Annotated in this window: 18 protein-coding genes and 1 other RNA gene; 8 read left to right on the top strand and 11 right to left on the bottom strand. The window is 64.8% G+C overall.

Features of this window, described 5'->3' with window-relative positions; translation table 11 throughout:
- Nucleotides 1-75: 75 nt before the first annotated feature.
- The 3 genes from ABQU90_RS02925 to ABQU90_RS02915 all read left to right on the top strand — a co-directional run bounded on the left by ABQU90_RS02925 (nucleotide 76) and on the right by ABQU90_RS02915 (nucleotide 3,427).
- Nucleotides 76-690, top strand: a complete 615-nt coding sequence (locus ABQU90_RS02925) for a DUF937 domain-containing protein (RefSeq protein ID WP_115553299.1) — start codon at nucleotides 76-78, stop codon at nucleotides 688-690.
- 355 nt (nucleotides 691-1,045) lie between these two features.
- Nucleotides 1,046-3,292, top strand: a complete 2,247-nt coding sequence (gene katG / locus ABQU90_RS02920; protein WP_323521880.1) for a catalase/peroxidase HPI — start codon at nucleotides 1,046-1,048, stop codon at nucleotides 3,290-3,292.
- A gap of 62 nt (nucleotides 3,293-3,354) precedes the next feature.
- Nucleotides 3,355-3,427, top strand: a non-coding RNA gene (locus tag ABQU90_RS02915) — sX9 sRNA.
- A 267-nt stretch (nucleotides 3,428-3,694) separates the two neighbouring features.
- On the opposite strand, the gene ABQU90_RS02910 is transcribed toward ABQU90_RS02915, so the two are convergent.
- Nucleotides 3,695-4,102 carry an RNA-binding S4 domain-containing protein gene (locus ABQU90_RS02910; protein WP_323521879.1) on the bottom strand — a complete coding sequence of 136 codons (408 nt, stop codon included), beginning with the start codon at nucleotides 4,100-4,102 and terminating at the stop codon, nucleotides 3,695-3,697.
- A 443-nt stretch (nucleotides 4,103-4,545) separates the two neighbouring features.
- Between ABQU90_RS02910 and ABQU90_RS02905 the strand changes: the two genes are divergently transcribed.
- Nucleotides 4,546-6,021: an MATE family efflux transporter gene (locus ABQU90_RS02905; protein ID WP_323521877.1), complete on the top strand. Its 1,476-nt coding sequence runs from the start codon at nucleotides 4,546-4,548 to the stop codon at nucleotides 6,019-6,021.
- A 603-nt stretch (nucleotides 6,022-6,624) separates the two neighbouring features.
- Here ABQU90_RS02905 and rplS read toward each other — a convergent pair.
- From rplS to ffh, 8 genes are all read right to left on the bottom strand, one after another.
- The gene (gene rplS, locus ABQU90_RS02900) at nucleotides 6,625-7,035 is read right to left on the bottom strand and encodes a 50S ribosomal protein L19 (protein WP_115512230.1); all 411 of its coding nucleotides are present in this window, start codon (nucleotides 7,033-7,035) and stop codon (nucleotides 6,625-6,627) included.
- A gap of 145 nt (nucleotides 7,036-7,180) precedes the next feature.
- The gene (trmD, locus tag ABQU90_RS02895) at nucleotides 7,181-7,954 is read right to left on the bottom strand and encodes a tRNA (guanosine(37)-N1)-methyltransferase TrmD (protein ID WP_323521875.1); all 774 of its coding nucleotides are present in this window, start codon (nucleotides 7,952-7,954) and stop codon (nucleotides 7,181-7,183) included.
- A 65-nt stretch (nucleotides 7,955-8,019) separates the two neighbouring features.
- The gene (gene rimM, locus ABQU90_RS02890; protein ID WP_115553295.1) at nucleotides 8,020-8,532 is read right to left on the bottom strand and encodes a ribosome maturation factor RimM; all 513 of its coding nucleotides are present in this window, start codon (nucleotides 8,530-8,532) and stop codon (nucleotides 8,020-8,022) included.
- Between the two features lie 43 nt (nucleotides 8,533-8,575).
- Nucleotides 8,576-8,836 carry a 30S ribosomal protein S16 gene (gene rpsP / locus ABQU90_RS02885; protein WP_005989876.1) on the bottom strand — a complete coding sequence of 87 codons (261 nt, stop codon included), beginning with the start codon at nucleotides 8,834-8,836 and terminating at the stop codon, nucleotides 8,576-8,578.
- Nucleotides 8,837-8,945: 109 nt separating this feature from the next.
- A complete protein-coding gene (locus tag ABQU90_RS02880) occupies nucleotides 8,946-9,743 on the bottom strand; it encodes an aminotransferase class IV family protein (protein ID WP_323521873.1) in 798 nt (265 codons plus the stop codon).
- On the bottom strand, nucleotides 9,734-10,825 hold the full coding sequence (locus ABQU90_RS02875) for an NAD(P)H-dependent flavin oxidoreductase (protein WP_323521872.1): 1,092 nt from the start codon (nucleotides 10,823-10,825) through the stop codon (nucleotides 9,734-9,736). The genes ABQU90_RS02880 and ABQU90_RS02875 overlap by 10 nt, the downstream gene beginning before the upstream one ends.
- Nucleotides 10,826-10,832: 7 nt before the next feature.
- Entirely contained in the window at nucleotides 10,833-11,660 is an 828-nt protein-coding gene (locus ABQU90_RS02870; protein ID WP_323521871.1) for a DUF2314 domain-containing protein, read from the bottom strand.
- A gap of 484 nt (nucleotides 11,661-12,144) precedes the next feature.
- Complete coding sequence (gene ffh / locus ABQU90_RS02865; protein ID WP_323521870.1) at nucleotides 12,145-13,521, bottom strand: signal recognition particle protein; 1,377 nt, start codon at nucleotides 13,519-13,521, stop codon at nucleotides 12,145-12,147.
- Nucleotides 13,522-13,914: 393 nt separating this feature from the next.
- Between ffh and ABQU90_RS02860 the strand changes: the two genes are divergently transcribed.
- Nucleotides 13,915-14,706: a cytochrome C assembly family protein gene (locus ABQU90_RS02860; protein ID WP_055845453.1), complete on the top strand. Its 792-nt coding sequence runs from the start codon at nucleotides 13,915-13,917 to the stop codon at nucleotides 14,704-14,706.
- Between the two features lie 363 nt (nucleotides 14,707-15,069).
- Here the strand turns inward: ABQU90_RS02860 and ABQU90_RS02855 are convergent, their stop codons facing one another.
- Complete coding sequence (locus ABQU90_RS02855) at nucleotides 15,070-16,119, bottom strand: aldose epimerase family protein (RefSeq protein WP_323521869.1); 1,050 nt, start codon at nucleotides 16,117-16,119, stop codon at nucleotides 15,070-15,072.
- Nucleotides 16,120-16,373: 254 nt separating this feature from the next.
- On the opposite strand from ABQU90_RS02855, the gene ABQU90_RS02850 reads away from it, so the two are divergent.
- The gene (locus ABQU90_RS02850; RefSeq protein ID WP_323521867.1) at nucleotides 16,374-17,957 is read left to right on the top strand and encodes an alpha-N-arabinofuranosidase; all 1,584 of its coding nucleotides are present in this window, start codon (nucleotides 16,374-16,376) and stop codon (nucleotides 17,955-17,957) included.
- A gap of 167 nt (nucleotides 17,958-18,124) precedes the next feature.
- Here ABQU90_RS02850 and ABQU90_RS02845 read toward each other — a convergent pair whose 3' ends face one another.
- Nucleotides 18,125-19,090 (bottom strand): LysR family transcriptional regulator, encoded by a 966-nt coding sequence (locus tag ABQU90_RS02845; RefSeq protein ID WP_323521865.1) that lies wholly within the window; start codon nucleotides 19,088-19,090, stop codon nucleotides 18,125-18,127.
- Between the two features lie 135 nt (nucleotides 19,091-19,225).
- Between ABQU90_RS02845 and ABQU90_RS02840 the strand changes: the two genes are divergently transcribed.
- A complete protein-coding gene (locus tag ABQU90_RS02840) occupies nucleotides 19,226-19,501 on the top strand; it encodes a DUF2798 domain-containing protein (RefSeq protein WP_055845463.1) in 276 nt (91 codons plus the stop codon).
- A 370-nt stretch (nucleotides 19,502-19,871) separates the two neighbouring features.
- A complete protein-coding gene (locus ABQU90_RS02835; RefSeq protein WP_323521864.1) occupies nucleotides 19,872-21,221 on the top strand; it encodes a glycoside hydrolase family 16 protein in 1,350 nt (449 codons plus the stop codon).
- Nucleotide 21,222 lies beyond the last annotated feature (1 nt).

The raw sequence follows: 21,222 nt of genomic DNA, 5'->3' as shown, positions 1-21,222 counted from the left end.
TCCGCAGGTGGATTGCTCTGACGCTGCGACAGGCGCACCCTGCCGCAACGCTTTGTCCAACAGGGAACCCGACGCATGACCACCTCTGCCTCGCTGACCGATCAGCTAGCCGCGCAATTGCAAGGCCCGCAGTTGCAACAACTCGCCAGCCGCCTGGGCATTGCGCCCGAGCAGGCCCAATCGGCGGTGCAGACCGCGCTGCCGCTGTTGATGGGCGCGCTGGGGCGCAACAGCCAGCAAGCCGGCGGCACCGATGCCTTGCTGGGCGCCCTGCAGCGCGATCACGCCGCCAGTCCGGACATCGGCAGCCTGTTCGGTGCGTTGCTGGGCGGTTCGGCTGGCGGGCAGCAAGCCAACGGTGCCGGCATCGTGAGCCATCTGTTCGGCGACAAGGCACCGCAGGCGGCGGCCGGCCTGGGCCAGGCCACCGGGCTCGAACCCAGCAAGGCCGGCCAACTGCTGCAGTTGCTCGCCCCCATCGTGATGGCGTACCTGGCCAAACGGTTTCTTGGTGGCGGTGCGGCGACCAGCACTCAGCTCGGCCCTGCCCTGGCGCAGGAACATCAGCAGGTCCGCAGCACTGGTGGTGCCGGCGGTTTGCTGACCAGCGTGCTGGATCAGGATGGCGATGGCCAGCTGGGTCTGGGCGATGTCATGAAGTTGGGCGGCAGCCTGTTCGGCAAACGCTGACCACGGGGCGATGCACCGAGTGGGCACCGCCGTGCTATCCATAGTGCGACGCTATCGATATGGTTGAATAATTCGAATTCACCAAATGATCGATGCTCTTTATCGTGTGCCAACGCCGCCATGATGAGTCCGCCTGAAGTATCCGCCTGTCTGTTGCGTCTTCCGTCAGCCAGATCGCACTTGCGACGCCAGGCAGCCGCTAGCATCGGCAGGGCCGGCAGCCGTCGTGGAGCGGCTGCCGCATTGTTTTCGTCATCGATGACCACGCCTCACGCACTGCTCCACTTCGATTCCACCAGCACGTGTCGCGCATCGGCACGCAGCTCCCCAAGTGCTCACGCACATAGGTATTGCCATGACCACCGAAGCAAAGTGTCCGATCAACCACGCCGTCGTCGGCGCCGGAACCACCAATCGCGATTGGTGGCCGCAGCAATTGCGCGTGGATCTGCTCAGCCAGCATTCGACCAAGTCCAACCCGCTGGGCCAGACCTTCAATTACGCCGAGGCGTTCAAGCGCATCGACCTGCCCGCGCTCAAGCAGGAACTGCGTGCGTTGATGACCGACTCGCAGGACTGGTGGCCGGCCGACTTCGGCCATTACGGCCCGCTGTTCGTGCGCATGGCCTGGCATAGCGCCGGCACTTACCGCATCGGCGACGGTCGCGGCGGCGGCGGTCGCGGCCAGCAGCGCTTTGCACCGCTCAACAGCTGGCCGGACAACGTGAGCCTGGACAAGGCGCGCCGCCTGCTGTGGCCGATCAAGCAGAAGTACGGCCAGGCCATTTCCTGGGCCGACCTGATGATCCTCACCGGCAACGTCGCGCTCGAATCGATGGGCTTCAAGACCTTCGGCTTTGCCGCTGGCCGCGAAGACACCTGGGAGCCGGATCAGGACCTGTACTGGGGCCGCGAAACCAAGTGGCTGGGTGGCGACGACCGCTATGCGCACGGCTCGCCGGGCGTGGACGAAGCGCACGGCGTGCTGGTCAAGGACGACGACAGCCAGGTCAAGCACACCCGCGATCTGGAAAACCCGTTGGCCGCCGTGCAGATGGGCCTGATCTACGTCAACCCGGAAGGCCCGGACGGCAAGCCCGACCCGGTTGCCGCCGCACACGACATCCGCGACACCTTCGCGCGCATGGCGATGAACGACGAAGAGACCGTGGCGCTGATCGCCGGCGGGCACACCTTCGGCAAGACCCACGGTGCCGGCCCCGCCGATAACGTCGGTGCCGAGCCGGAAGCCGGCGAGCTGGAAAGCCAGGGCCTGGGCTGGCACAACCGCTACGGCAGCGGCAAGGGCGCCGACACCATCACCAGCGGCCTGGAAGTCACCTGGACCACCACGCCCGCGCAATGGAGCAACGACTTCTTCGACCATCTGTTCAAGTTCGAGTGGGAACTGAGCAAGAGCCCGGCCGGCGCGCACCAGTGGGTGGCCAAGAACGCCGACGCCATCATTCCCGATGCGCACGACGCGGCGAAAAAGCATCGCCCGACCATGCTGACCACCGATCTGGCGCTGCGCTTCGATCCGGCGTATGAAGCGATCTCGCGCCGCTTCCACGCACACCCGGACCAGTTCGCCGATGCGTTTGCACGCGCCTGGTTCAAGCTCACCCACCGCGACATGGGTCCGCGTGCCCGCTACCTGGGTCCGGACGTGCCGGCCGAAGAACTGCTGTGGCAGGACCCGGTGCCGGCGGTCGACCATGCCCTGGTCGACGCGCAGGATGCTGCTGCGCTGAAGCAGACCATCCTCGCTTCCGGCCTGAGCGTGGCGCAGCTGGTCACCACCGCCTGGGCCTCGGCATCCACCTTCCGCGGCTCGGACAAGCGCGGCGGCGCCAACGGTGCACGCATCCGCTTAGCACCGCAAAAGGACTGGCAGGCCAATCAACCCGAACAGCTGGCCAAGGTGCTCGGCACGCTGGAGCGCATCCAGGCCGACTTCAATGCCGCGCAATCAGGTGGAAAGAAGATTTCGCTGGCCGACCTGATCGTGCTTGCCGGTAACGCCGCGGTGGAACATGCAGCGCACGCCGCAGGTCACAGCGTCACCGTGCCGTTCGCGCCGGGCCGCACCGATGCATCGCAGGAACAGACCGATGTCGAATCGTTCGCCGTCCTCGAGCCGGTGGCCGATGGCTTCCGCAACTTCGCCAAGCGCCGCTACGCGGTGCCTGCCGAAGCGATGCTGATCGACAAGGCACAGCTGTTGACCCTGACCGCACCAGAGTTGACCGTGCTGGTCGGCGGCCTGCGCGTGCTCGGTGCCAACGCAGGCGACGCGAAGAATGGTGTGTTCACCACCCGCCCCGGCGTACTGAGCAACGACTTCTTCGCCAACCTGCTCGATATGCGCACCGAATGGAAAGCGACCTCGGACGCGAAGGAGCTGTACGAAGGCCGCGACCGCAGCACCGGCGAACACAAATGGACCGGCACACGCGTGGATCTGGTGTTCGGCTCCAACTCCATCCTGCGTGCGGTGGCCGAGGTCTACGCCAGCGCCGATGCACAGGAGAAGTTCGTGCACGACTTCATCGCCGCCTGGACTAAGGTGATGCAGCTGGATCGGTTTGATCTGGCCTAAGCGCAGCTAACACACCGACTGTGTTCGCCGCGAGGCAAGCACTGTCGGTGCTCGGAACCGGCATGGACAATCCATACTGGTTCCGAGTGCGCTGTCCACAGCGACCTGACGACTGCTCGCTATGATTTGTCAGCCGCTCCAAGCCGCAGCAGTAACGCAAACGCCCCGGATATCCGGGGCGTTTTGTTTTGCGGCACTGCAGCCGCAGTGCCATGCGTTCCGACTGCAGTGATGCTGTTGATCAGATGCGTTGCTGCTCAGCATCGCCATCACCCCGAACAACAGCGAGTCTCCTTCGACAGGAGCGCAGGTTTTCAGCTGAATCGCACGCCCGAATAGCCACAGCAATGGTGTGCCATGGTCGGATATGGGCAACGCACGCGCCCCACACCCACCGATTTTTTACAACGCGTCAATATCGCCCAACGCGTTGATCAACCGGCGGGCACGCTTGTCTGGTTTTCCTTCCGGTGCGCGGTAACCGGTGCGCTCGGCAGCGCGCTGCAACCGCCATTGCACACGCGCCTCGCGTGAGGCATCGCCCTCCACATACAGCGCCTGCGCAACCGGCGCGGGGCCGCGCACGTCGCTGAGTGCAGCCACTGTGACCTCAAAGATTTCGCCACCGCGGTCGATGCGCAATTGCTCGCCGCTGCGCAGCGTGCGCGACGGCTTGGGTCGCTGACCGGCCACATCCACCTTGCCAGTCTCCACCGCCGTCTTGGCCAGGCTACGCGTCTTGAAAAAGCGCGCGGCCCACAGCCACACATCCAGCCGGACCGTCTTGCCCTGTTCCAGCTCCAGATTCATGCGTCTTGCTGTCTCGTTCTATCAGGTAAGCAATGTTTGGGCAGCCATTCGGGAACTCAAGCTGGACCGTCAGCCCTGCGATGGTGATCGATTGCCAGGTCGATGGTCGGCGCGCCCCCATCCGCCCTGCGGGCACCTTCCCCCGCAGGCGGGGGAAGCGACCTGTTGTGCGTGTGCAACGCCGATCCATCAAATGCTCGCAAACCCCGACCCTTCTCCCGCCTGCGGGAGAAGGTGGCGCGCAGCGCCGGATGAGGGACACGCCCCTGCTCTGCAGCGCATCCCGAACAGCAAGCGCAACATCTTGCAAAGGCGGTCACCGCTAGTATCGAACGTGGAGCGTGTCCCAACCCGACATCTGCAGCGCAAACCAAATGGCACTGCATCGGATCTCACCCGCGCAATGCTAGTGTGCGCAGCTTCTGCGCGACGATACGCCTGCGATGCCCAAATCCGCTGTCCTGACAGAAGGCCCGATCGGCAAGAACCTGCTGTTGTTCGCCCTGCCGATCATGGCCGGCAACATCGCCCAGTCGCTCAACGGCTCGGTCAATGCGATCTGGATCGGCCGCTATCTCGGCGAAGAAGCGCTGACCGCAGCAGCCAACGCCAACAGCATCATGTTCTTCCTGATCGGTTCGGTGTTCGGCATCGGCATGGCCTCCACCATCCTGATCGGTCAGGCCATGGGCGCGCGCGACATCGCGCAGGCACGCAAGGTGATGGGCACCAGTGCGAGTTTCTTCGGCGGGCTGTCGGCGGTGATTGCCGTGCTCGGCTGGTATCTGGCGCCGCACCTGCTCACTGCCATGGGCACGCCGGCCGCCTCGCAGACGCTGGCCGAAGACTATCTGCGGGTGATCTTCCTGGCGATGCCAACGCTGTATCTGTTCGCCTTCCTGTCGGCGGCGTTGCGCGGTACCGGTGATGCGCGCACGCCATTCCGGTTTCTATTGTTGTCGGTGCTGCTGGATATCGTGTTCAACCCATTGCTGCTGTTTGGCATCGGTCCATTTCCTGCGCTGGGCATTGCCGGCGCGGCCTGGGCCACGCTGATCGCGCAGGTCGTCGCACTGGCCGGCCTGCTGCTCTATCTGCGCAAGAAACGCCACGTGTTGTGGCTGGGTCGGCGCGATCTGCATCTGTTCCGCATCGACCCGGCCATCCTGCGCGCCCTCATCGTCAAGGGCGTGCCGATGGGCCTGCAGATGGTGATGATCTCGCTGGCGATGATCGCAATGCTGTCGCTGGTCAACGGCTTCGGCACCGACACTGCGGCCGCGTTCGGTGCCGGGCTGCAGCTATGGAATTACGTGCAAATGCCGGCAATGGCCGTCGGCGCCGCCTGTTCGTCGATGGCCGCCCAGAACGTGGGGGCCGGCCTGTGGTCGCGCGTGGATGCCATCGCTCGCACCGGCATTGCCGCCAACTTCCTGATGACCGGCCTGCTGATTGCGCTGTTGATCGGATTCGATCGCTGGACCCTTGCCCTGTTTCTGCCCGCAGGCAGCGCCACGTTGGAGATTGCGCGGCATCTCAACCACATCGCGATCTGGTCGTTCCTGCTGTTCGGTGTCAGCTTCGTGGTGTCGGGCGTGGTGCGCTCCACCGGCGCGGTGATCCCGCCGCTGTTGATCCTGGCATTTTCGCTATGGGGCGTACGCGTGCCGTTAGCCAACGTGTTGCTGCCGCATCTTGGGGCTGATGCGGTGTGGTGGAGCTTTCCGATCAGCTCCACCTGCTCGATGCTGCTGTCGCTGGCGTATTACCGCTGGGGCGGCTGGCGCAAGGCGCGCATGCTGGCCACACCCACGCATCCGTCAGCACTGGCCGCCCCGGCTGAAGTACCCGCACATCCCGCTTCGCCGGTCGCCGATACCGCACCCACCGCCGAGCCGACGCAGACACGATCGCACTGAACGTGCACGTCAAGCGGAACGTGCAGGCCAAGCGCAGCCAAGCTGTGCGATCAATGCCGGTGCGCAGATGCGTTGATTGGCTTTCAGATGTCGCGCAGAACCAAGGACTGACACGTGATAAATCCAAGCGGCTTCATGCTGTCCGCCCGATGTCGTCATCCATCGGCATCCAGCAACGCCTGACATCCTGACGACCAAGCAGCATCTGCTCTGCACTTGGCCGTGCCTGAAACAGTGCAGCGGTTTTACAGCGCCCTGAGTGAGCAGGTCCGGGGGTTGCTGCATCCGTCGCGCAGACCCCATGTCCCAGACACGTAGAGTGGATCGACATGCGATTGTTTGCTGACGTGCATCCACTCCAGGGACCGGATGCAGGGAGATGCCTTCCATCTGCGTCGATCCATCTGCGTCGATGACGACTAGCGATCTGCATAGCGCGTAATCCGCCACTGCGATGGCATCAGCATCAGCGCATCGCCCATCGAGCGCACCCTAAAAAAGCACGCCCTGAGCGTGGTCGACATTTCCCATTCCACAAACGCAAACGGCCGCCCGAAGGCGGCCGTCTGGCAAAGGCAGATCTTAAAGACATGCCAGTGTGGCTTACTCGGCGGACTTGGCAGCAGCCTGGCGAGCGGCCTTGGCCTGTGCAGCGGCGGCCAGATCTTCCTTGATGCGGGCAGCCTTGCCTTCCAGACCACGCAGGTAGTACAGCTTGCCGGCGCGGACCTTACCGCGGCGCTTCACTTCGACCGAGTCGATGATGGCGCTGTGGGTCTGGAACACGCGCTCGACGCCGAAGCCGTGCGAGATCTTGCGCACGGTGAAGGCGGAGTTCAGGCCGGCATTCTTGGTACCGATCACGACGCCCTCATAGGCCTGCACGCGCTCGCGGTTGCCTTCCTTCACCTTGACGTTCACCACAACGGTGTCGCCCTGGTTGAATTCCGGCAGCTTGCGCTGAATCTGGGCGGCTTCGAAGTCAGCCAGGATGGTCTTGTTGAGTTTGCTCATGATGGGCACCGCGTGTCTGGTGATATTGGACCGGCAGTCGCCGCACGGCGATTGCTCGAGGTTCGTAAAGAGGGCCAGACGCAAGGCTGACCAGCAAGCCGCATATTGTACCCCAATCAATCTTGCAAGAGCTAGGGGTGAGCCCTTATTTCTCGTTATCGGGTTTATCGTCGCTTGGGGCGAGTTCGCGGCGAAACTCGTCCAACAGACGGCGATCGTTCTTGTCCAACCCGGCCTCGTCCAACAGGTCCGGGCGTCGCAGCCAGGTCCGGCCCAGCGACTGCTGCCGGCGCCAGCGCGCGATGGCGCCGTGGTTACCGGAGCGCAACACGTCCGGCACATCGCCCCAGGCATGGGTCGATGGATGGCTGTAGTGCGGGCAATCCAGCAGGCCTTGCGGGCCTTCGAAACTGTCCTGCGCGGCAGATTCGGCATCGTTCAACACACCGTCCTGCAGCCGCGTCACCACATCCACAAGGACTGCAGCGCCCAACTCGCCACCGGACAACACGTAGTCGCCGATGGAGATTTCCAGATCCACTGCCTGCGCCAGGAAGCGCTCGTCCACACCCTCGTAGCGCCCGCACAACAAGATCATGCGCGGCAACTGTGCCAGCTCGCGTGCGAGCGGCTGGGTGAGCGGCCGCCCTTGCGGGCTGAGGTAGATCACCGGTGCCGGCCGTGCATCGGCGGCTTGCACCGCATCCAGACAGGCCCGCAACGGCTCGATCAACATCACCATGCCGGGCCCGCCACCGAACGGACGGTCGTCCACCCGGCGGTAATTGCCCTGCGCATGGTCGCGCGGATTCCAGCCTTGCAGCTCCAGCAAGCCACGCTCCTGAGCCCGCCCGACCACACCGAACGCCGCGCATTGCGCGATGAACTCCGGAAACAGGCTGATGACGTCGATGCGCACTTAAGAATCGGGAATCGGGATTGGGGAATGGGTAGAGCAAGAGCGAAGCCGAGGCAACGCGTCGATCAGAAATCCGGATCCCAGTCGACCACGATCAAATTGGCCTCGAAGTCCACCGATTTGACGAACTCCGGCAGCACGAACGGGATCAGCCGCTCACGATCGCCGCGCACGACGACCACATCGTTGGACCCGGTGGAAAACAGATGCGACACCGTCCCCAGCTTGACGCCCTCGACGGTTTCCACCTGCAATTCTTCCAGATCCACCCAGTAGTACTCGTCGGGCTTTGGTGGCGGCAAGACGCTGCGGGAGACATAGATTTCGGTCCCGTGCATGGCCTCGACCGTATCGCGGTCGGTCACGTCCGGGAACACCGCAATCAGGTTCTTGCCTTGATCGCGCCCACGTACGCCGCTCACAACCGTTTCCTGTCCCGATGGCGAGCGCACGATCCACGGCTGATACCGAAAGATCGCACTGCGCGGCTCGGTCCAGGATTCGAGCTTGAGCTCGCCCTTGACACCAAAAGCGCCGACAACCCTGCCTAACAGGATGCGGCGCTCGGTCGGCTTCATCTGCGTCGACTCTGGGCCAGGCAGCGACGCCCGGCCCTCAAGATCAGGCCGCAGCGGCCTGGGACTTGGATGCTTCGCGATACAGGTTACGCACCTTATCGGTCAGCTGCGCGCCCTGGCCGACCCAATGGTCGACGCGTGCAACGTCCAGCACGATGCGCGGTTCTGCGCCCTGTGCAACCGGGTTGTAGTAACCCAGACGCTCGATGTTGCGGCCGTCGCGCGCGCTGCGCACGTCGGTCACGATGATGTGGTAGAACGGACGCTTCTTGGCGCCGCCGCGGGTCAGTCGAATCTTGACCATGGTGTCGTTTTCCTGAGTTGCCCAGTCGCCAGAGTGGCGCGGTAAGCCGGCGATTATAGCGGGCTCCGGCGGCGAAGCCAAGTCAGCCGGCGCCGGCAGGCCAGATCGCTCAGATCGCTTGCCAGGCATGGGTTTGCAAGGCCCGCTCCAGCAGCGGCAACTGTGCGGCATGCGGCCCCCAACGCGCCGGCCCCAGCGCCACGATGGCCTGCTGCCCACGCGCGTTGCAGGCGAATGCGCCATCGAAGCGGTCCAGCTCGCTGAGCTCCACCGGGCGACTGACCTGCGTGACGCCCAGCGTTTTCAGGCCGGACTGCAGCAACTGCTGCCGGGTGCCCAACAGTGACGCCCCTTGCGGCCAGACCAACCCGCCGCGCTCCCACAGCCCCAGATTCCAGAACGCCCCCTCCAGCACCCTGCCCTGACGGTCCTGCAGCACCACATCGTCATGGTCGGCCTGCATGGCCAGCCGGCGCAGATGCAGCAGCGGGAAAGTGCCGACATGCTTGAGTTCCGGCCGCTCGCGCACGTAGTCGGTGACCTGCACACGCAGCCCGGTCTCGGGCATGTCCGCCGGCGGCGAGATGGCGACCAGCACATCCAGTGTGACCTCGCGCAACGGATTGCGGAAATCGTAGTCGGGCGCGAACACGGTGACGCGCAGACTGGCATCGGCCATGGCCGATGCCACCAGCGCAGCGTGCAACTGCGCCCGCAGCTGGTCTGCTTCCAGTTCCTGCCCGAACAGCGCGCGACTACCTTCCTGCAGGCGCTGCAGATGCAGATCCAACCCCAGCGCTGCTCCGTTGCGCACCTGCAGCGTGGTGAAGTGGCCGTAGTTGATCAGCGCCGCAGCACCGAGCTGTTGCGCGCTCGCCGGCGCGCCGTTGCAGAAGATCAGCGACATAGCAGTGCCTGCGCCTGCTCCCACCAGTGCGTGACCAGCTCACCGGCCGGCTGCACTGGCGCCATCCACGCCGATTGGCCCGCCCAGGCCTGCATCGACGCCAGACGGTTGTCGCGCGCTGCCGCCTGCCGCATTGGTGCAGTCAAGCCGCGCTGCACCGGATACGGCGCCGGCGGCACTGCATCCGCAGCAGCGGCCGCACGCACATAAGGCGTGAGCAATGCCCGTCCCAGGCGACCTGAAAACGCGCGGGTTGGCTGGGTGTGTTCCGGCTCGGCGGCCGCAAGCGCATCGGCCCAGGCGCTGGGCAGCGCGGCTTCGGGCGTGCGCAGCAGGCCGGTGCCGATCTGCACCGCGCTGGCGCCCAGCGTCAGCGCCGCGGCAATGCCGCGCGCATCGGCGATACCACCAGCAGCGATGACCGGAATCTCCAGCCGATCGACGAGCCGCGGCAGCAACGCGAACAACCCGGTCATCTGCTGCGCTGCCTGACTGGCATCGAACGCGCCGCGATGGCCGCCGGCTTCAGCACCTTGCGCAACCACCGCGTCGGCACCGGCAGCCTGCGCCGCACGTGCTTCGTCCAGGGTGGTGGCGCAGGCGAACCAGGCGATGCCGGCCGCCTTCAGACGCGCAACCTGGTCGGGCCGGAACAGGCCCATGATCGAGGATGCCACCGCCGGGCGGGCAGCGAGCAAGGCATCGAACTGTGCATCGAAGTCGGCTGGGGTGGCATCGCCTGCGGTCTCGGACACTGGCGGGCCCCACTGCGCAAGAAACCCGCGCAGCCGCGCTTCTGCCTCTGCATCGCGCACAGGCGCCGGATCGGGAATCCACAGATTGACCTGCGCAGGCCCGGCACTCGCTTCACCAAATGCGGCCATCCACGCAACGATGTCCTGCGGCTGCGATAACACCGCCCCCATCGCGCCCATACCACCCGCATTGGCGACAGCGACCGACAGCGGCACCGGGCAAGCGCCGGCCATGGGGCTGAGCAGGATCGGGACGCGCAAGCCAAAGCGCTCGCAGAAAGCGGCGACGTTTGAGTACGGGCCATCCAACGCGAGCGACTGTGTCATGACACCCTCAGCGATAGCCTTCGAGCAGTTGCACGATCCTGGGCCACTGCATCTGCCGCGCCAGGTCCAGCGCGGTGTTTCCCGAGGGCGTGCGCAGCGACGCATCCGCGCCGTGCTTGAGCAGCAGCGAGACCGGCTGATAATTACCGGCCAGGGCATCGCGCTGCAACAGCGTCCAGCCAGCGTCGTCGCGGAAATGCGCCATGTCGGGCTGATCGCGCAGGCCCTGATCGAACTTGGCGCCCATGTTCTCGCTCATCGGATGCTCGCACTCCGATGGGTCCTGCTGCGCTGCGGCGGGCTGAGCCGGCTTGCTGCCGAACAGCTTGCCGAACAAGCCGCTTTTGCGCTCCTGCACGCGCGCAGGCACCAGGCGCACGGCACCCGGACCACCGAAATCCAGGCCCCACGCGGCATCGTGTTCGGCGCGTTCGTCCTGCGGCATCGCGCGACGCATCGCATCGATGGTGTGGCCGCCGTAAGCCAGCCCATCGATGACATACATCCAGTCTTCCAGTTCGCCGATCGGCGCAGAGACGGCGTCGCCGGCGGCCAGCTCCAAGATCCATGCCGGGTCGTTGAGCAGGCTGCCGGACAGCTGCTCGCCATCGAACTGCACGTCCGATACCCACATGTGCTCGTGTGACGGCGCACCAACCGCGGATGCGTCGGTGGCAAACGGTAATTTGATCGCTGCCAGGGACAACGCCGGCACGATCCGACGATATTCCCAGGACAGCTCACGCCAGAAAAACTTGAACGTCGCGCGTGCATCGGCATACGCCGCCAACATCGCAGCGTCGTCCTGGGCGGGATACATACGGCTTTCGGTCACGGTTACCTCGACTAAGAGCCGCCAACAAAACTACTTCACGCAAGTCTACTGCAGGCCGGCTGATCTACTGCCTGGCTGCAGGGCCCTTGCCCGCCCACCCTCGCGGGACACGCTGCAAGTACGTCCTTGTCAGCGCTTACGCGGCATCCATGCCGCTTAAGGTCCCGCGACGGTGGGCGGGCGAGGACTAGTCGAGATAGTCGGTGTGCATACTTTTGAATAAAGCAACCGACCAACTTTCTGGTGCGGTGTCCTCGCCGCTTGCGGGACCGTGTGGCGGCATGGATGCTGCCACCGAGCCCCCAGGGACGGGTTTACGGCGTGTCCCGCGAGCGGTGAGGACACCGCGCCCTCGACCCACGCAGCGTTTGATATGGACTTCTGACTGCATCCATGCAATCCCACCTGCATCTGCGCGAAACCCTACATTGCCAGCGCAGGGCCAGTGCGGCGCCGCACTGGCCACGTCAGCGCATCACTAAACTCAACGGAACGGCATGCCGCCGCGGCCGCCCATGGCGCCCATCATGCCCTTCATGTTGCGCATCAGGCCCTTCATGCCGCCGCCGGCCAGCTTGCCCATCATCTTTTCCATCTGCTGGTACTGCTTCATCAGCTTGTTGACGTCGGCCGGCAGCATGCCCGAGCCACGCGCGATACGGGCGCGGCGCGAGCCGTTGAGCAGGGCCGGGTTACGTCGCTCTTTCTTGGTCATCGAATTGATGATGGCGATCATGCGCGGCACTTCCTTGCCGGTGACCTGCTGCTTGACGTTGTCCGGGATCTGGCCCATGCCCGGCAGCTTGTCCATCAGCCCATGGATACCGCCCATGTTCTGCATCTGCTCGAGCTGTTCTTTCATGTCGTTGAGGTCGAACTTCTTGCCCTTGGCGACCTTGGCGGCGAGCTTGGCGGCCTTTTCCTGATCGACGCTCTGCTCGACCTGTTCCACCAGCGACAGCACGTCGCCCATGTCCAGGATGCGGCTGGCCACACGGTCCGGATGGAACACGTCCAGGCCGTCGGTCTTTTCGCCGGTACCGACAAACTTGATCGGCTTGCCGGTGATGTAGCGCACGCTCAGTGCGGCACCGCCGCGGGCGTCGCCGTCGGTCTTGGTCAGCACCACGCCGGTCAGCGGCAGCGCCTCGCCGAACGCCTTGGCGGTGTTGGCGGCGTCCTGGCCGGTCATGGCATCGACCACGAACAGGGTTTCGGTGGGGTTGATCGCGGCGTGCAAGGCCTTGATCTCGTCCATCATCGCTTGATCGATCGCCAGACGGCCGGCGGTATCGACCAGCAGCACGTCGGCGAAGGACTTGCGCGCGTCGCTGATGGCCGCGCGCACGATGTCGACCGGCTTCTGCGAGGCATCGGAGGGGAAAAACAGCACGCCGACCTGCTCGGCCAGGGTCTTGAGCTGCTCGATCGCGGCGGGGCGATAAACGTCGGCCGAGACCACCATGACCTTTTTCTTGCGCTTTTCCTTCAAGTGCTTGGCGAGCTTGCCGACCGTGGTGGTCTTGCCCGCACCCTGCAGGCCCGCCATCAGGATGATGGCCGGCGCCGGCACGTTGAGGTTGAGGTCGGCAGCGGCAGCACCCATGACGGCGGTGAGCTCGTCGCGCACGATCTTGATCAGCGCCTGGCCCGGGGTCAGCGACTTGAGCACGTCCTGGCCGACCGCACGCACCTTGATGCGCTCGATCAGCGCCTGCACCACCGGCAATGCGACGTCGGCTTCGAGCAGTGCGATGCGCACTTCACGGGTGGCTTCGCGGATGTTTTCCTCGGTCAGGCGGCCGCGTCCGCGCAGGCGCTCCATGGTGCCGGAGAGACGTTGGGTTAGGGACTCGAACATGCGCAAAGGACCGCGTAAGGGGAAACGGGCACCGATTATAGCGGCACAGGCCAACTGCCGGCCCCGCCGCCCGCCCGGCGAAGCCAGACCAGGAAGAAGCCACCCCAACACTAGGCAATGTGCAGAGCCAACCCGCGCGACAGCGCGCCAGCGCCAGGAACGGCAGCTGCAGCGCCGACGGGCAAGTCTCCCTTACCCGCTCGCGCGCCGGCCCCACTTGGCCAGCCCACCTCCAGCCCCGCAGCTCGCAACCTGCTTTCCCGATTCCCGATTCCCGATTCCCGATTCCCGATTCCCGATTCCCGATTCCCGATTCCCGATTCCCGGTTCCCGGTTCCCGGTTCCCGAATCATCAATCCCGACTCCCCGCCGCCAATATGCGAAACTTCCACGATGACAATCGTTCTCATCGCGTTCGCCTTGTATCTGCTGGCCGCGGCGCTGCTCACCCAGGCGGTGCTGCGCGATGGCAACCAGGCCCCTGCGCGCTGGCTGGCACCGGCACTTGCCGCAGTTGCGCTGCACGCGGGGTATCACGTGCTGGTGGCGTTCCGCACAGCAGGCGGGCCGGACATGCATTTCTTTGCGGCGCTGTCGCTGTGTGGCCTGGGCATGGCCGCGCTAACGGCGGTGTTCGGCGGCCGCGGGCGGATGGCGGCGGTGGGCGTGGTGGTGTTTCCGCTGTCGGCGATCCTGCTGGCCAGTTATCACGCCTACGGCCACGAACCGAGCGCGGACCTGGGCTGGCGGCTGGAGTTGCACGCCTGGATGGCTTTGCTGGCCTACGCCACCCTGGGCATCGCCGCGCTGCTGGCGATCATGCTGTGGCTGCAGGAGCGTGCGCTGCGGCGGCGCGACTTCCACACCTGGCTGCGAGCGCTACCGCCGTTGACCGAGCTGGAAACCTTGTTGTTCCGCACGATCACGGTCGGCTTCGTGTTGCTGAGCCTGACCCTGCTGACCGGGCTGCTGTTCGTGCAGGACTTCCTGGCGCAGCGGCTGTTGCACAAGACCGTGCTCAGCATCCTGTCGTGGATCGTGTTCGGCGCGCTGTTGATCGGCCGCTGGCGCAATGGCTGGCGCGGCAGCAAGGCGGTGCATTGGACGTTGACTGCGATGGCGCTGCTGGTGCTGTCGTTCTTCGGCAGCAAGTTCGTGATCGAGCTGGTGCTGGGGCCGCGTTGATGGCGGTGGGCGTGCAACGGTCTTGCACGTCATCTGGGCGGGACGCATGCCGGAGGTGTTACGACGTGGGTCACTGCATGTTGGTGCCAACGAAACAATGATCAGTCGTCTGCGCGAATACGCGGGCGATGCGCTTCAGAACGCAGGCCTGGAACTGGCTTGCCACTGCGGCGTTTATCAACAGTCAGGCTGACCTGACTGCTGTGTGGATCGATTTGCAGTGCACGCCTGCCGATGTCGCCGCGTTGCTTGCGCCCAGCTCACGAGCGCACTCCATGCTTGCGCGGTGACCAGACGCAGCAACGCCTGTTTCCAGCAGCGGCCGCGCAGGCCTATCGCCTTCCCTTCCCCTGACGCCGCCGCTCACGCATCCAGCGCCGCACTGACCACATCCCACGGCTGGTCCCGGCCGGGGCTGGCGAAGCGATAGACGATACGGCGGCGGTAGGTCTCGCCAGGGCGCAGGATCGTGGAAGGGAAGTTGGCGTGATTGGGCGCGTCCGGGTAGTCCTGCGGCTCCAGGCAGACGCCGCGGCCCAGGCCGGGATGATGGGCGTCCAGATGCTGCCCTTCGTAGAGCTGCACTGCCGGTGCGTCGCTGCTGATGCGCAGCGCCACGCCACTGTGCGGCGAGTACAGCTCGGCCACGCGGTCCGCACCGTCTGCCAACACCAGGCACTGGTCGTAGCCCTTGCCGAGCACCACCTGCGGATGCGCGGGGTCGATGCGGTCGGCCAGCGCGGCAGGCGTGCGGAAATCGAAGGGCGTACCCGCGACCGAGGCGATCTCGCCGGTCGGGATCGACTCGGCATCCACCGGCAGATAGCGGTCGGCAGGCACCCGCAACACCTGTGAAGCCGCACGCGTCTGCGGGTCGCCCGACAGATTGAAGTACGGGTGATGGGTCAGGTTTAACGGCGTGGCGGCATCGCAATGCGCTTCGAAGTCCAGCTGCAGGCTGCGCTCGTGCAGCGCCAGACGCGCACGCACCTGCAGATTGCCGGGGTAGCCTTCTTCGCCATCGGGCGAGTCGTAACCCAGCAACACCTGATCCGAGGTCTGCTCCAGCACGCTCCACACGCGTCGACCGAACCCGCGCAGGCCGCCATGCAGCTGGTTGCGCCCTTCGTTGGCCGCCAGCGTGTGGGTGACGCCATCCAATGTGTAACGCGCCCCGGCGATGCGGTTGCCGAAGCGGCCCACCAGGATATTGAGGCTGTCGCCATCGGCCGCGTAGGCAGGCAGATCCGGCAAGGCCAGCAGCAACGGCACCACGCCGTGCGCAGTGGTCAGCCGCAGCGCGTGCAGGATGCCGCCATACGTCAGCACCTCGGCCTCCAGCCCGGCATCGCTGCGCAGGGTAAGCGCGTGGACCTCGACACCGTCTGGCAACTGCCCGAACACTCGCTGCATGAATCGCCCCGCCACTGATGGAAGCTGGCGAGCATAGCGGTGTCGCGCATCTGACGACCATGCCCTTGCGCACATCTCCACGTGCGGCACGCGCAGCCGCAGCCGCAGCCGCAGATCGGTGTCCGCGGCCGTGCTCGCCTGCGGCGCTCGCGCTGCAGCACGACAACCGGCCGCGCCACGCACTACGCTAAGGCAGCGCCGCTCCTACGGCAGCGCGTGACCAACCCGACGACCAACACAGGAGCGCACAGCCGATGCAGTGGATTTCCCTCACGTTGCGGACTTCATGCAAACGACTGGCGCAGACCGTCGTTGCGGCCGCCCTGGCGACCGCCGTCTGCAGCGTGTCGGCGGCCGAGGTCAAAGTGACCGGGACGCTGCGTGCGGACCAACCGGGCGCACAGGTCTCGCGGCAGCTCTTTGGTCAGTTTGCCGAGCATCTGGGTACGGGCATCTACGGCGGCGTGTGGGTGGGCGAAGACTCCCCGATTGCCAATACGCGCGGATACCGCAACGACGTGCTCGCCGCGTTGAAGGCCATTGCGGTGCCGAACATCCGCTGGCCGGGCGGCTGCTTTGCCGACGAATACCATTGGCGCGATGGCGTGGGTAACCCGGCCAAACGCCCGATCCGCGTCAATACGCATTGGGGCGGCGTGGAGGAATCGAATCGGTTCGGCACCCACGAGTTCATGGACTTCACCGAACTGCTCGGCACCCAGGCCTATATCGCCGGCAACGTGGGCAATGCGGCGCCGGACGAGATTGCGCAGTGGACCGAATACATGACCGCGCCCACACGCTCCAGCCTGGCCAACGAGCGCCGCGCCAACGGCCGCGATGCGCCATGGAAGGTGCCCTACTTCGGTGTGGGCAACGAGCTGTGGGGATGCGGCGGCAATATGCGGGTGGAATACGCGGCCGACGTCTATCGGCGCTACCAGACCTTCGTCAAGGCACCGGCCAATCAGCCGCTGCTCAAGATCGCGCCCGGCCCCAATAACGACGACTACCACTGGACCGAGGTGATGATGCGCCAGGCCGGCACGCTGATGGACGGCCTGAGCCTGCATTACTACACCGTGCCCGGCGGCTGGCCCCCGCGCGCCTCATCGACCGACTTCGACGAGCGCGCCTGGATCGACACACTGTCGCGCACGCTGGTGATGGACGAGCTGATCACCAAGCACAGCGCGATCATGGACAAGTACGACCCGGTCAAGAAAGTCGCGCTGGTGGTCGACGAATGGGGCACCTGGTACGCAGGTCTGCCCGATGCGAATCCGGGATTTCTGCATCAACAAAACAGCCTGCGCGATGCGCTGGTTGCGTCGCTGAACATCGATATCTTCAGCATGCATGCCGAGCGCGTGCGCATGGCCAACATCGCGCAGATGGTCAACGTGTTGCAGGCGATGATCCTCACCGATGGCGACAAGATGGTACTGACGCCCACCTACCACGTGTTTGCGCTGTACAAGCCCTACCAGGACGCCACGCACCTGCCGCTGCAGCTGCAGACACCGGAGTACCGCCACGGCGACGCGCATGTGCCGGCGGTGCATGGCTCGGCAGTCAAGGCGAAGGATGGGCATGTGTATGTCGCGCTGACCAACCTGGATGCCACTGCCGCGGCAAGTGTCAGCGTAGACGTGCAAGGGCTGTCTGCACGCCGCGTCGACGGGAAGATTCTGACCGCTCCGGCGATCACTGCCCACAACACTTTTGCGCAGCCGCGCGTCGTCGAACCGAAGCCATTCAACGGCGCCCGTTTGCAAGCGAAGGTGTTGACGGTGGCGCTGCCTGCGCACTCGGTAGTGATGCTCGAGCTGCAGTAAACCAGCTATCGAGGGGTTATCGCTTCAAGAGCGCGCAACAAAACGAGTGCGCGACCACCATGCAAGCCAGGCAGTTGCTGGAAATCAGCATGTCACGTGCGCACGTCAGGGTGCGTACGCCGCCCCCCCACACTCGCGTGGCCGGTCGCTGCGCTTGATTGGCCGATCTAGACCGATGTAGGCGCCGATGCCGGTAGCGGATCCGGCTCAGCAACGCGCCACTCTAGGGGCAAGCGTTCCAGTACGTGCGCCATGAAAGCGCGCACTTTCGGAGTGAAGTCGCGGCGGTCGGCCACGCAAAGAAATAGACGCAATGGCTCGACGGCGGCCTGCGTCGCGTCGCTGCCATCGGGCACAAACAACGCTTGCAGTTGACCGCGCTGCAGGTAGGGCTGCACCACGAAGGCGGCCAGGCGGGTGATGCCGCCGCCAGCGACGGCCATGGTGGCCAGCGCGTCGACATCGTCGCTGACCATCGCCTGGCCGAGTTGCGGCTGAAACCGCACGCCGTCGCGCACGAAGTTCCAACGCAAAAAGCGCCCGTCCACCGGGTAGCGCAGCAATAGACAGTCGTGATATTTGAGCTCGTCCGGGTGCTTGGGGGTGCCGCAGCGGGCCAGATACTCGGGCGCCGCGCATACCACGAACGGCACATCCGCAATGGGCCGTGCCACCAGTCCATCTTCCAGCTGCGCTTCGATACGCAAACTGACATCCACGCTCTCCTGCGCGTGCTGCACCACACGGTCGGTGCACAGCAGTTCGATCTCCAACTGCGGAGACTGCTGACGCAGCGCAGGCAGCATCGGTGCGAGCACATGGCGTGCGAACGCGGCGGTGCTGGCCACGCGCAGTCGTCCCGCCAGCGCCTGCTGAGGGCCGGCCACCAGTTGCCGCGCACGCTCCAGGTCGCGCTCCAGTTGCCGCACCTGTTCGAAATACAGCGCACCGCGTTCGGTCAACGCCAGGCTGCGGGTGGTCCGGTGCAGCAAGCGCACGCCCAGGTGCTGTTCGAGCCGCGCGATGTTCTGGCTGACCGCGGCGGCGCTGACGCCCAGCAATTTGGCTCCACCGGCAATGCTGCCGGCATCCACGGTGCATACGAAACTGCGAATCGACTGAAGAATATTCATTAATGGAGCAAGTATTTCCGAGCGATTCGTAAGATTCTCTTACGTAAGCCGCAAGGTTACGCGATCTACCCGAGCTGCGACGCTCGCCCTAGAGTTGCGCCATGCCGCTGGTTCGCGGCAAGCGAGGCCCCCCCTATGTCGTCATCCCCACCCTCCTCCGCACTGGCACGCTCACGTTGGAAGCTCGGAGTACGCGCCACGCCATTCGTGTTTGCGTTTTACATGGCCGCGATCATGGCGTTGCTGATGTGCGTCGTGATCACCGGCGCCAATACCGGGCTGACGCCGGGATTCGGATGGCGCGTGCTGGATGCCTACCGCATTGCGATGCCCACCGCGTTTTGCTGCGTACTGGTGGTGCGGCCGCTGGTAAGCCGCCTGGTTGCGTGGACCGTGCATGCGGGGCAGTGACGAACGCCTGCACGTGCAACGCTGGTGATCGACAGGCGCATCCGCATGGCCGTGCCTGCGCGCGGACGGCGTAGATGGCACCGCCATGCTGCAAGCGCTTCCATGCGTCTTCGACACATTTGAGGTGTGACTGGCTCGCGCATGCCGGCCGCTGCGCGGCAGTGAAATACCCCGAGCATGCGCGATCGCATCAGGCTGCTGCCGCGCAACATACGGCAGCCGACGTTTGCGACCGTCGTCATACCAATGATTGATTATTCCGGAATGAACACCACGGAACGGAAACACGCCGAACAATTGCTTTGACTCTGAACCAGGCGCTGCGCAGCGTCGTTTCTCCACGGACCCGGGTCCATCATCGGAGAGGCGCATGAGCGTCGTACGCAGCGTCACCATGCAGTTCGCTGTTTTGCTGGGCATCGCACTGGCCCCCTGCACGCAAGCGCAGACCCTGGTGTGGGAAGACAACTTCAACGGTCCATCGATCGACGGCACCAAGTGGACGTACGACGTCGGCAACGGGTGTCAGATCAGCTTGTGCGGTTGGGGCAATGGCGAGATGCAGTACTACACCAGTCGCCCCGACAACGCGCGCATCGAAAACGGCCGGCTGGTGATCGAAGCGCGCCGCGAAGCGTTTGGCGGCATGCCCTTCACCTCGGCACGGCTCAAGACCGAAGGCCGCATGCATTTCACCTACGGCACGCTCGAAGCGCGCATCAAGACGCCGGTGGTCGGCAATGGGCTGTGGCCGGCGTACTGGATGCTGGGCACCATCGGCGTGTGGCCCGGGCGTGGCGAAATCGATCTAATGGAAGCCGGCATGGCTGCGGCGATCGCCAACGGCACCGCCAATCGCCGTATCGGTGCGGCCGTGCATTGGGACTACAACGGCGCGCAGGCCGACTACGACACCAGCTACACCAGCCCGGTGAATCTGCACACCGATTTCCATGTGTACCGCATGACCTGGGACCCGCAGTTCATCCGCATCTCGATCGACGGGCAGCAGTACTTCGAATTTGCGATTTCCAATATCGAAGGTGCCTCGCTGCACGAGTTCCATCAGCAGCAGTATCTGCTGCTCAATCTGGCGGTGGGTGGCACCTACACCGGGGTGACCTCACCGGCCGCGGTGACCGCACCGCTGCCGGGCAAGATGGAGATCGATTACATCCGTCTGTATCAAAACCCCGATTCGCAATTGTATGTGGGCAGCCAACACGCCATGCCGGCCGGACGCTTCGGTGTGTTCACCGACCAGGCCGATACCAGCGCGCGATTGACCTTCGGCCAGGATGCCGAACTGTATCTCTGGAACAACCTCACCCCGATCGCGCAGGCGCCATTTGAAGGGGCCAACGTCATGGCGTATCGCGCCAACGCGGGGGCCTGGTATGGACTGGGAATCCAGAGCGATTACCGCAATCTGGCTGCCTACGCCGGCGGCGCGCTGAAGCTGCAGGTAAAGACCACCACCGCATCGACATTCAAGATCGGCATCAACACCAGCTTCGGCGACAGCTGGGTGGATTTTGCGGCCGGCGGCAACCAGTACGGCCTGGTGCGCGATGGCGCCTGGCACGAAGTGAGCATTCCATTCAGTGCCTTCTACGACCTGGATCTGCAAGCGGTCAAACAGCCTTTCATGCTGGTGGCCGAACCGCCGGGCGCGCCGGTGGAGATCGCCATCGACAAGGTCTACTACCAGAGCCGTTGAC

The sequence above is a fragment of the Xanthomonas sp. WHRI 10207 genome, from assembly GCF_040202975.1.
In the GTDB taxonomy this organism is placed as follows: domain Bacteria; phylum Pseudomonadota; class Gammaproteobacteria; order Xanthomonadales; family Xanthomonadaceae; genus Xanthomonas.
The sequence above is the reverse complement of the archived record's forward strand: the minus strand, read 5'-3'. Positions and strand labels throughout refer to the sequence as shown.

What these genes read in the sequence shown, in the direction of transcription:
- ABQU90_RS02925 (WP_115553299.1), top strand. Translation starts at nt 76, where the DNA reads ATGACCACCTCTGCCTCGCTGACCGATCAGCTAGCCGCGCAATTGCAA.
- katG (WP_323521880.1), top strand. Translation starts at nt 1,046, where the DNA reads ATGACCACCGAAGCAAAGTGTCCGATCAACCACGCCGTCGTCGGCGCC.
- ABQU90_RS02910 (WP_323521879.1), bottom strand. Translation starts at nt 4,102, where the DNA reads ATGAATCTGGAGCTGGAACAGGGCAAGACGGTCCGGCTGGATGTGTGG.
- ABQU90_RS02905 (WP_323521877.1), top strand. Translation starts at nt 4,546, where the DNA reads ATGCCCAAATCCGCTGTCCTGACAGAAGGCCCGATCGGCAAGAACCTG.
- rplS (WP_115512230.1), bottom strand. Translation starts at nt 7,035, where the DNA reads ATGAGCAAACTCAACAAGACCATCCTGGCTGACTTCGAAGCCGCCCAG.
- rimM (WP_115553295.1), bottom strand. Translation starts at nt 8,532, where the DNA reads ATGAAGCCGACCGAGCGCCGCATCCTGTTAGGCAGGGTTGTCGGCGCT.
- rpsP (WP_005989876.1), bottom strand. Translation starts at nt 8,836, where the DNA reads ATGGTCAAGATTCGACTGACCCGCGGCGGCGCCAAGAAGCGTCCGTTC.
- ABQU90_RS02880 (WP_323521873.1), bottom strand. Translation starts at nt 9,743, where the DNA reads ATGTCGCTGATCTTCTGCAACGGCGCGCCGGCGAGCGCGCAACAGCTC.
- ABQU90_RS02875 (WP_323521872.1), bottom strand. Translation starts at nt 10,825, where the DNA reads ATGACACAGTCGCTCGCGTTGGATGGCCCGTACTCAAACGTCGCCGCT.
- ffh (WP_323521870.1), bottom strand. Translation starts at nt 13,521, where the DNA reads ATGTTCGAGTCCCTAACCCAACGTCTCTCCGGCACCATGGAGCGCCTG.
- ABQU90_RS02860 (WP_055845453.1), top strand. Translation starts at nt 13,915, where the DNA reads ATGACAATCGTTCTCATCGCGTTCGCCTTGTATCTGCTGGCCGCGGCG.
- ABQU90_RS02855 (WP_323521869.1), bottom strand. Translation starts at nt 16,119, where the DNA reads ATGCAGCGAGTGTTCGGGCAGTTGCCAGACGGTGTCGAGGTCCACGCG.
- ABQU90_RS02850 (WP_323521867.1), top strand. Translation starts at nt 16,374, where the DNA reads ATGCAGTGGATTTCCCTCACGTTGCGGACTTCATGCAAACGACTGGCG.
- ABQU90_RS02845 (WP_323521865.1), bottom strand. Translation starts at nt 19,090, where the DNA reads ATGAATATTCTTCAGTCGATTCGCAGTTTCGTATGCACCGTGGATGCC.
- ABQU90_RS02840 (WP_055845463.1), top strand. Translation starts at nt 19,226, where the DNA reads ATGTCGTCATCCCCACCCTCCTCCGCACTGGCACGCTCACGTTGGAAG.
- ABQU90_RS02835 (WP_323521864.1), top strand. Translation starts at nt 19,872, where the DNA reads ATGAGCGTCGTACGCAGCGTCACCATGCAGTTCGCTGTTTTGCTGGGC.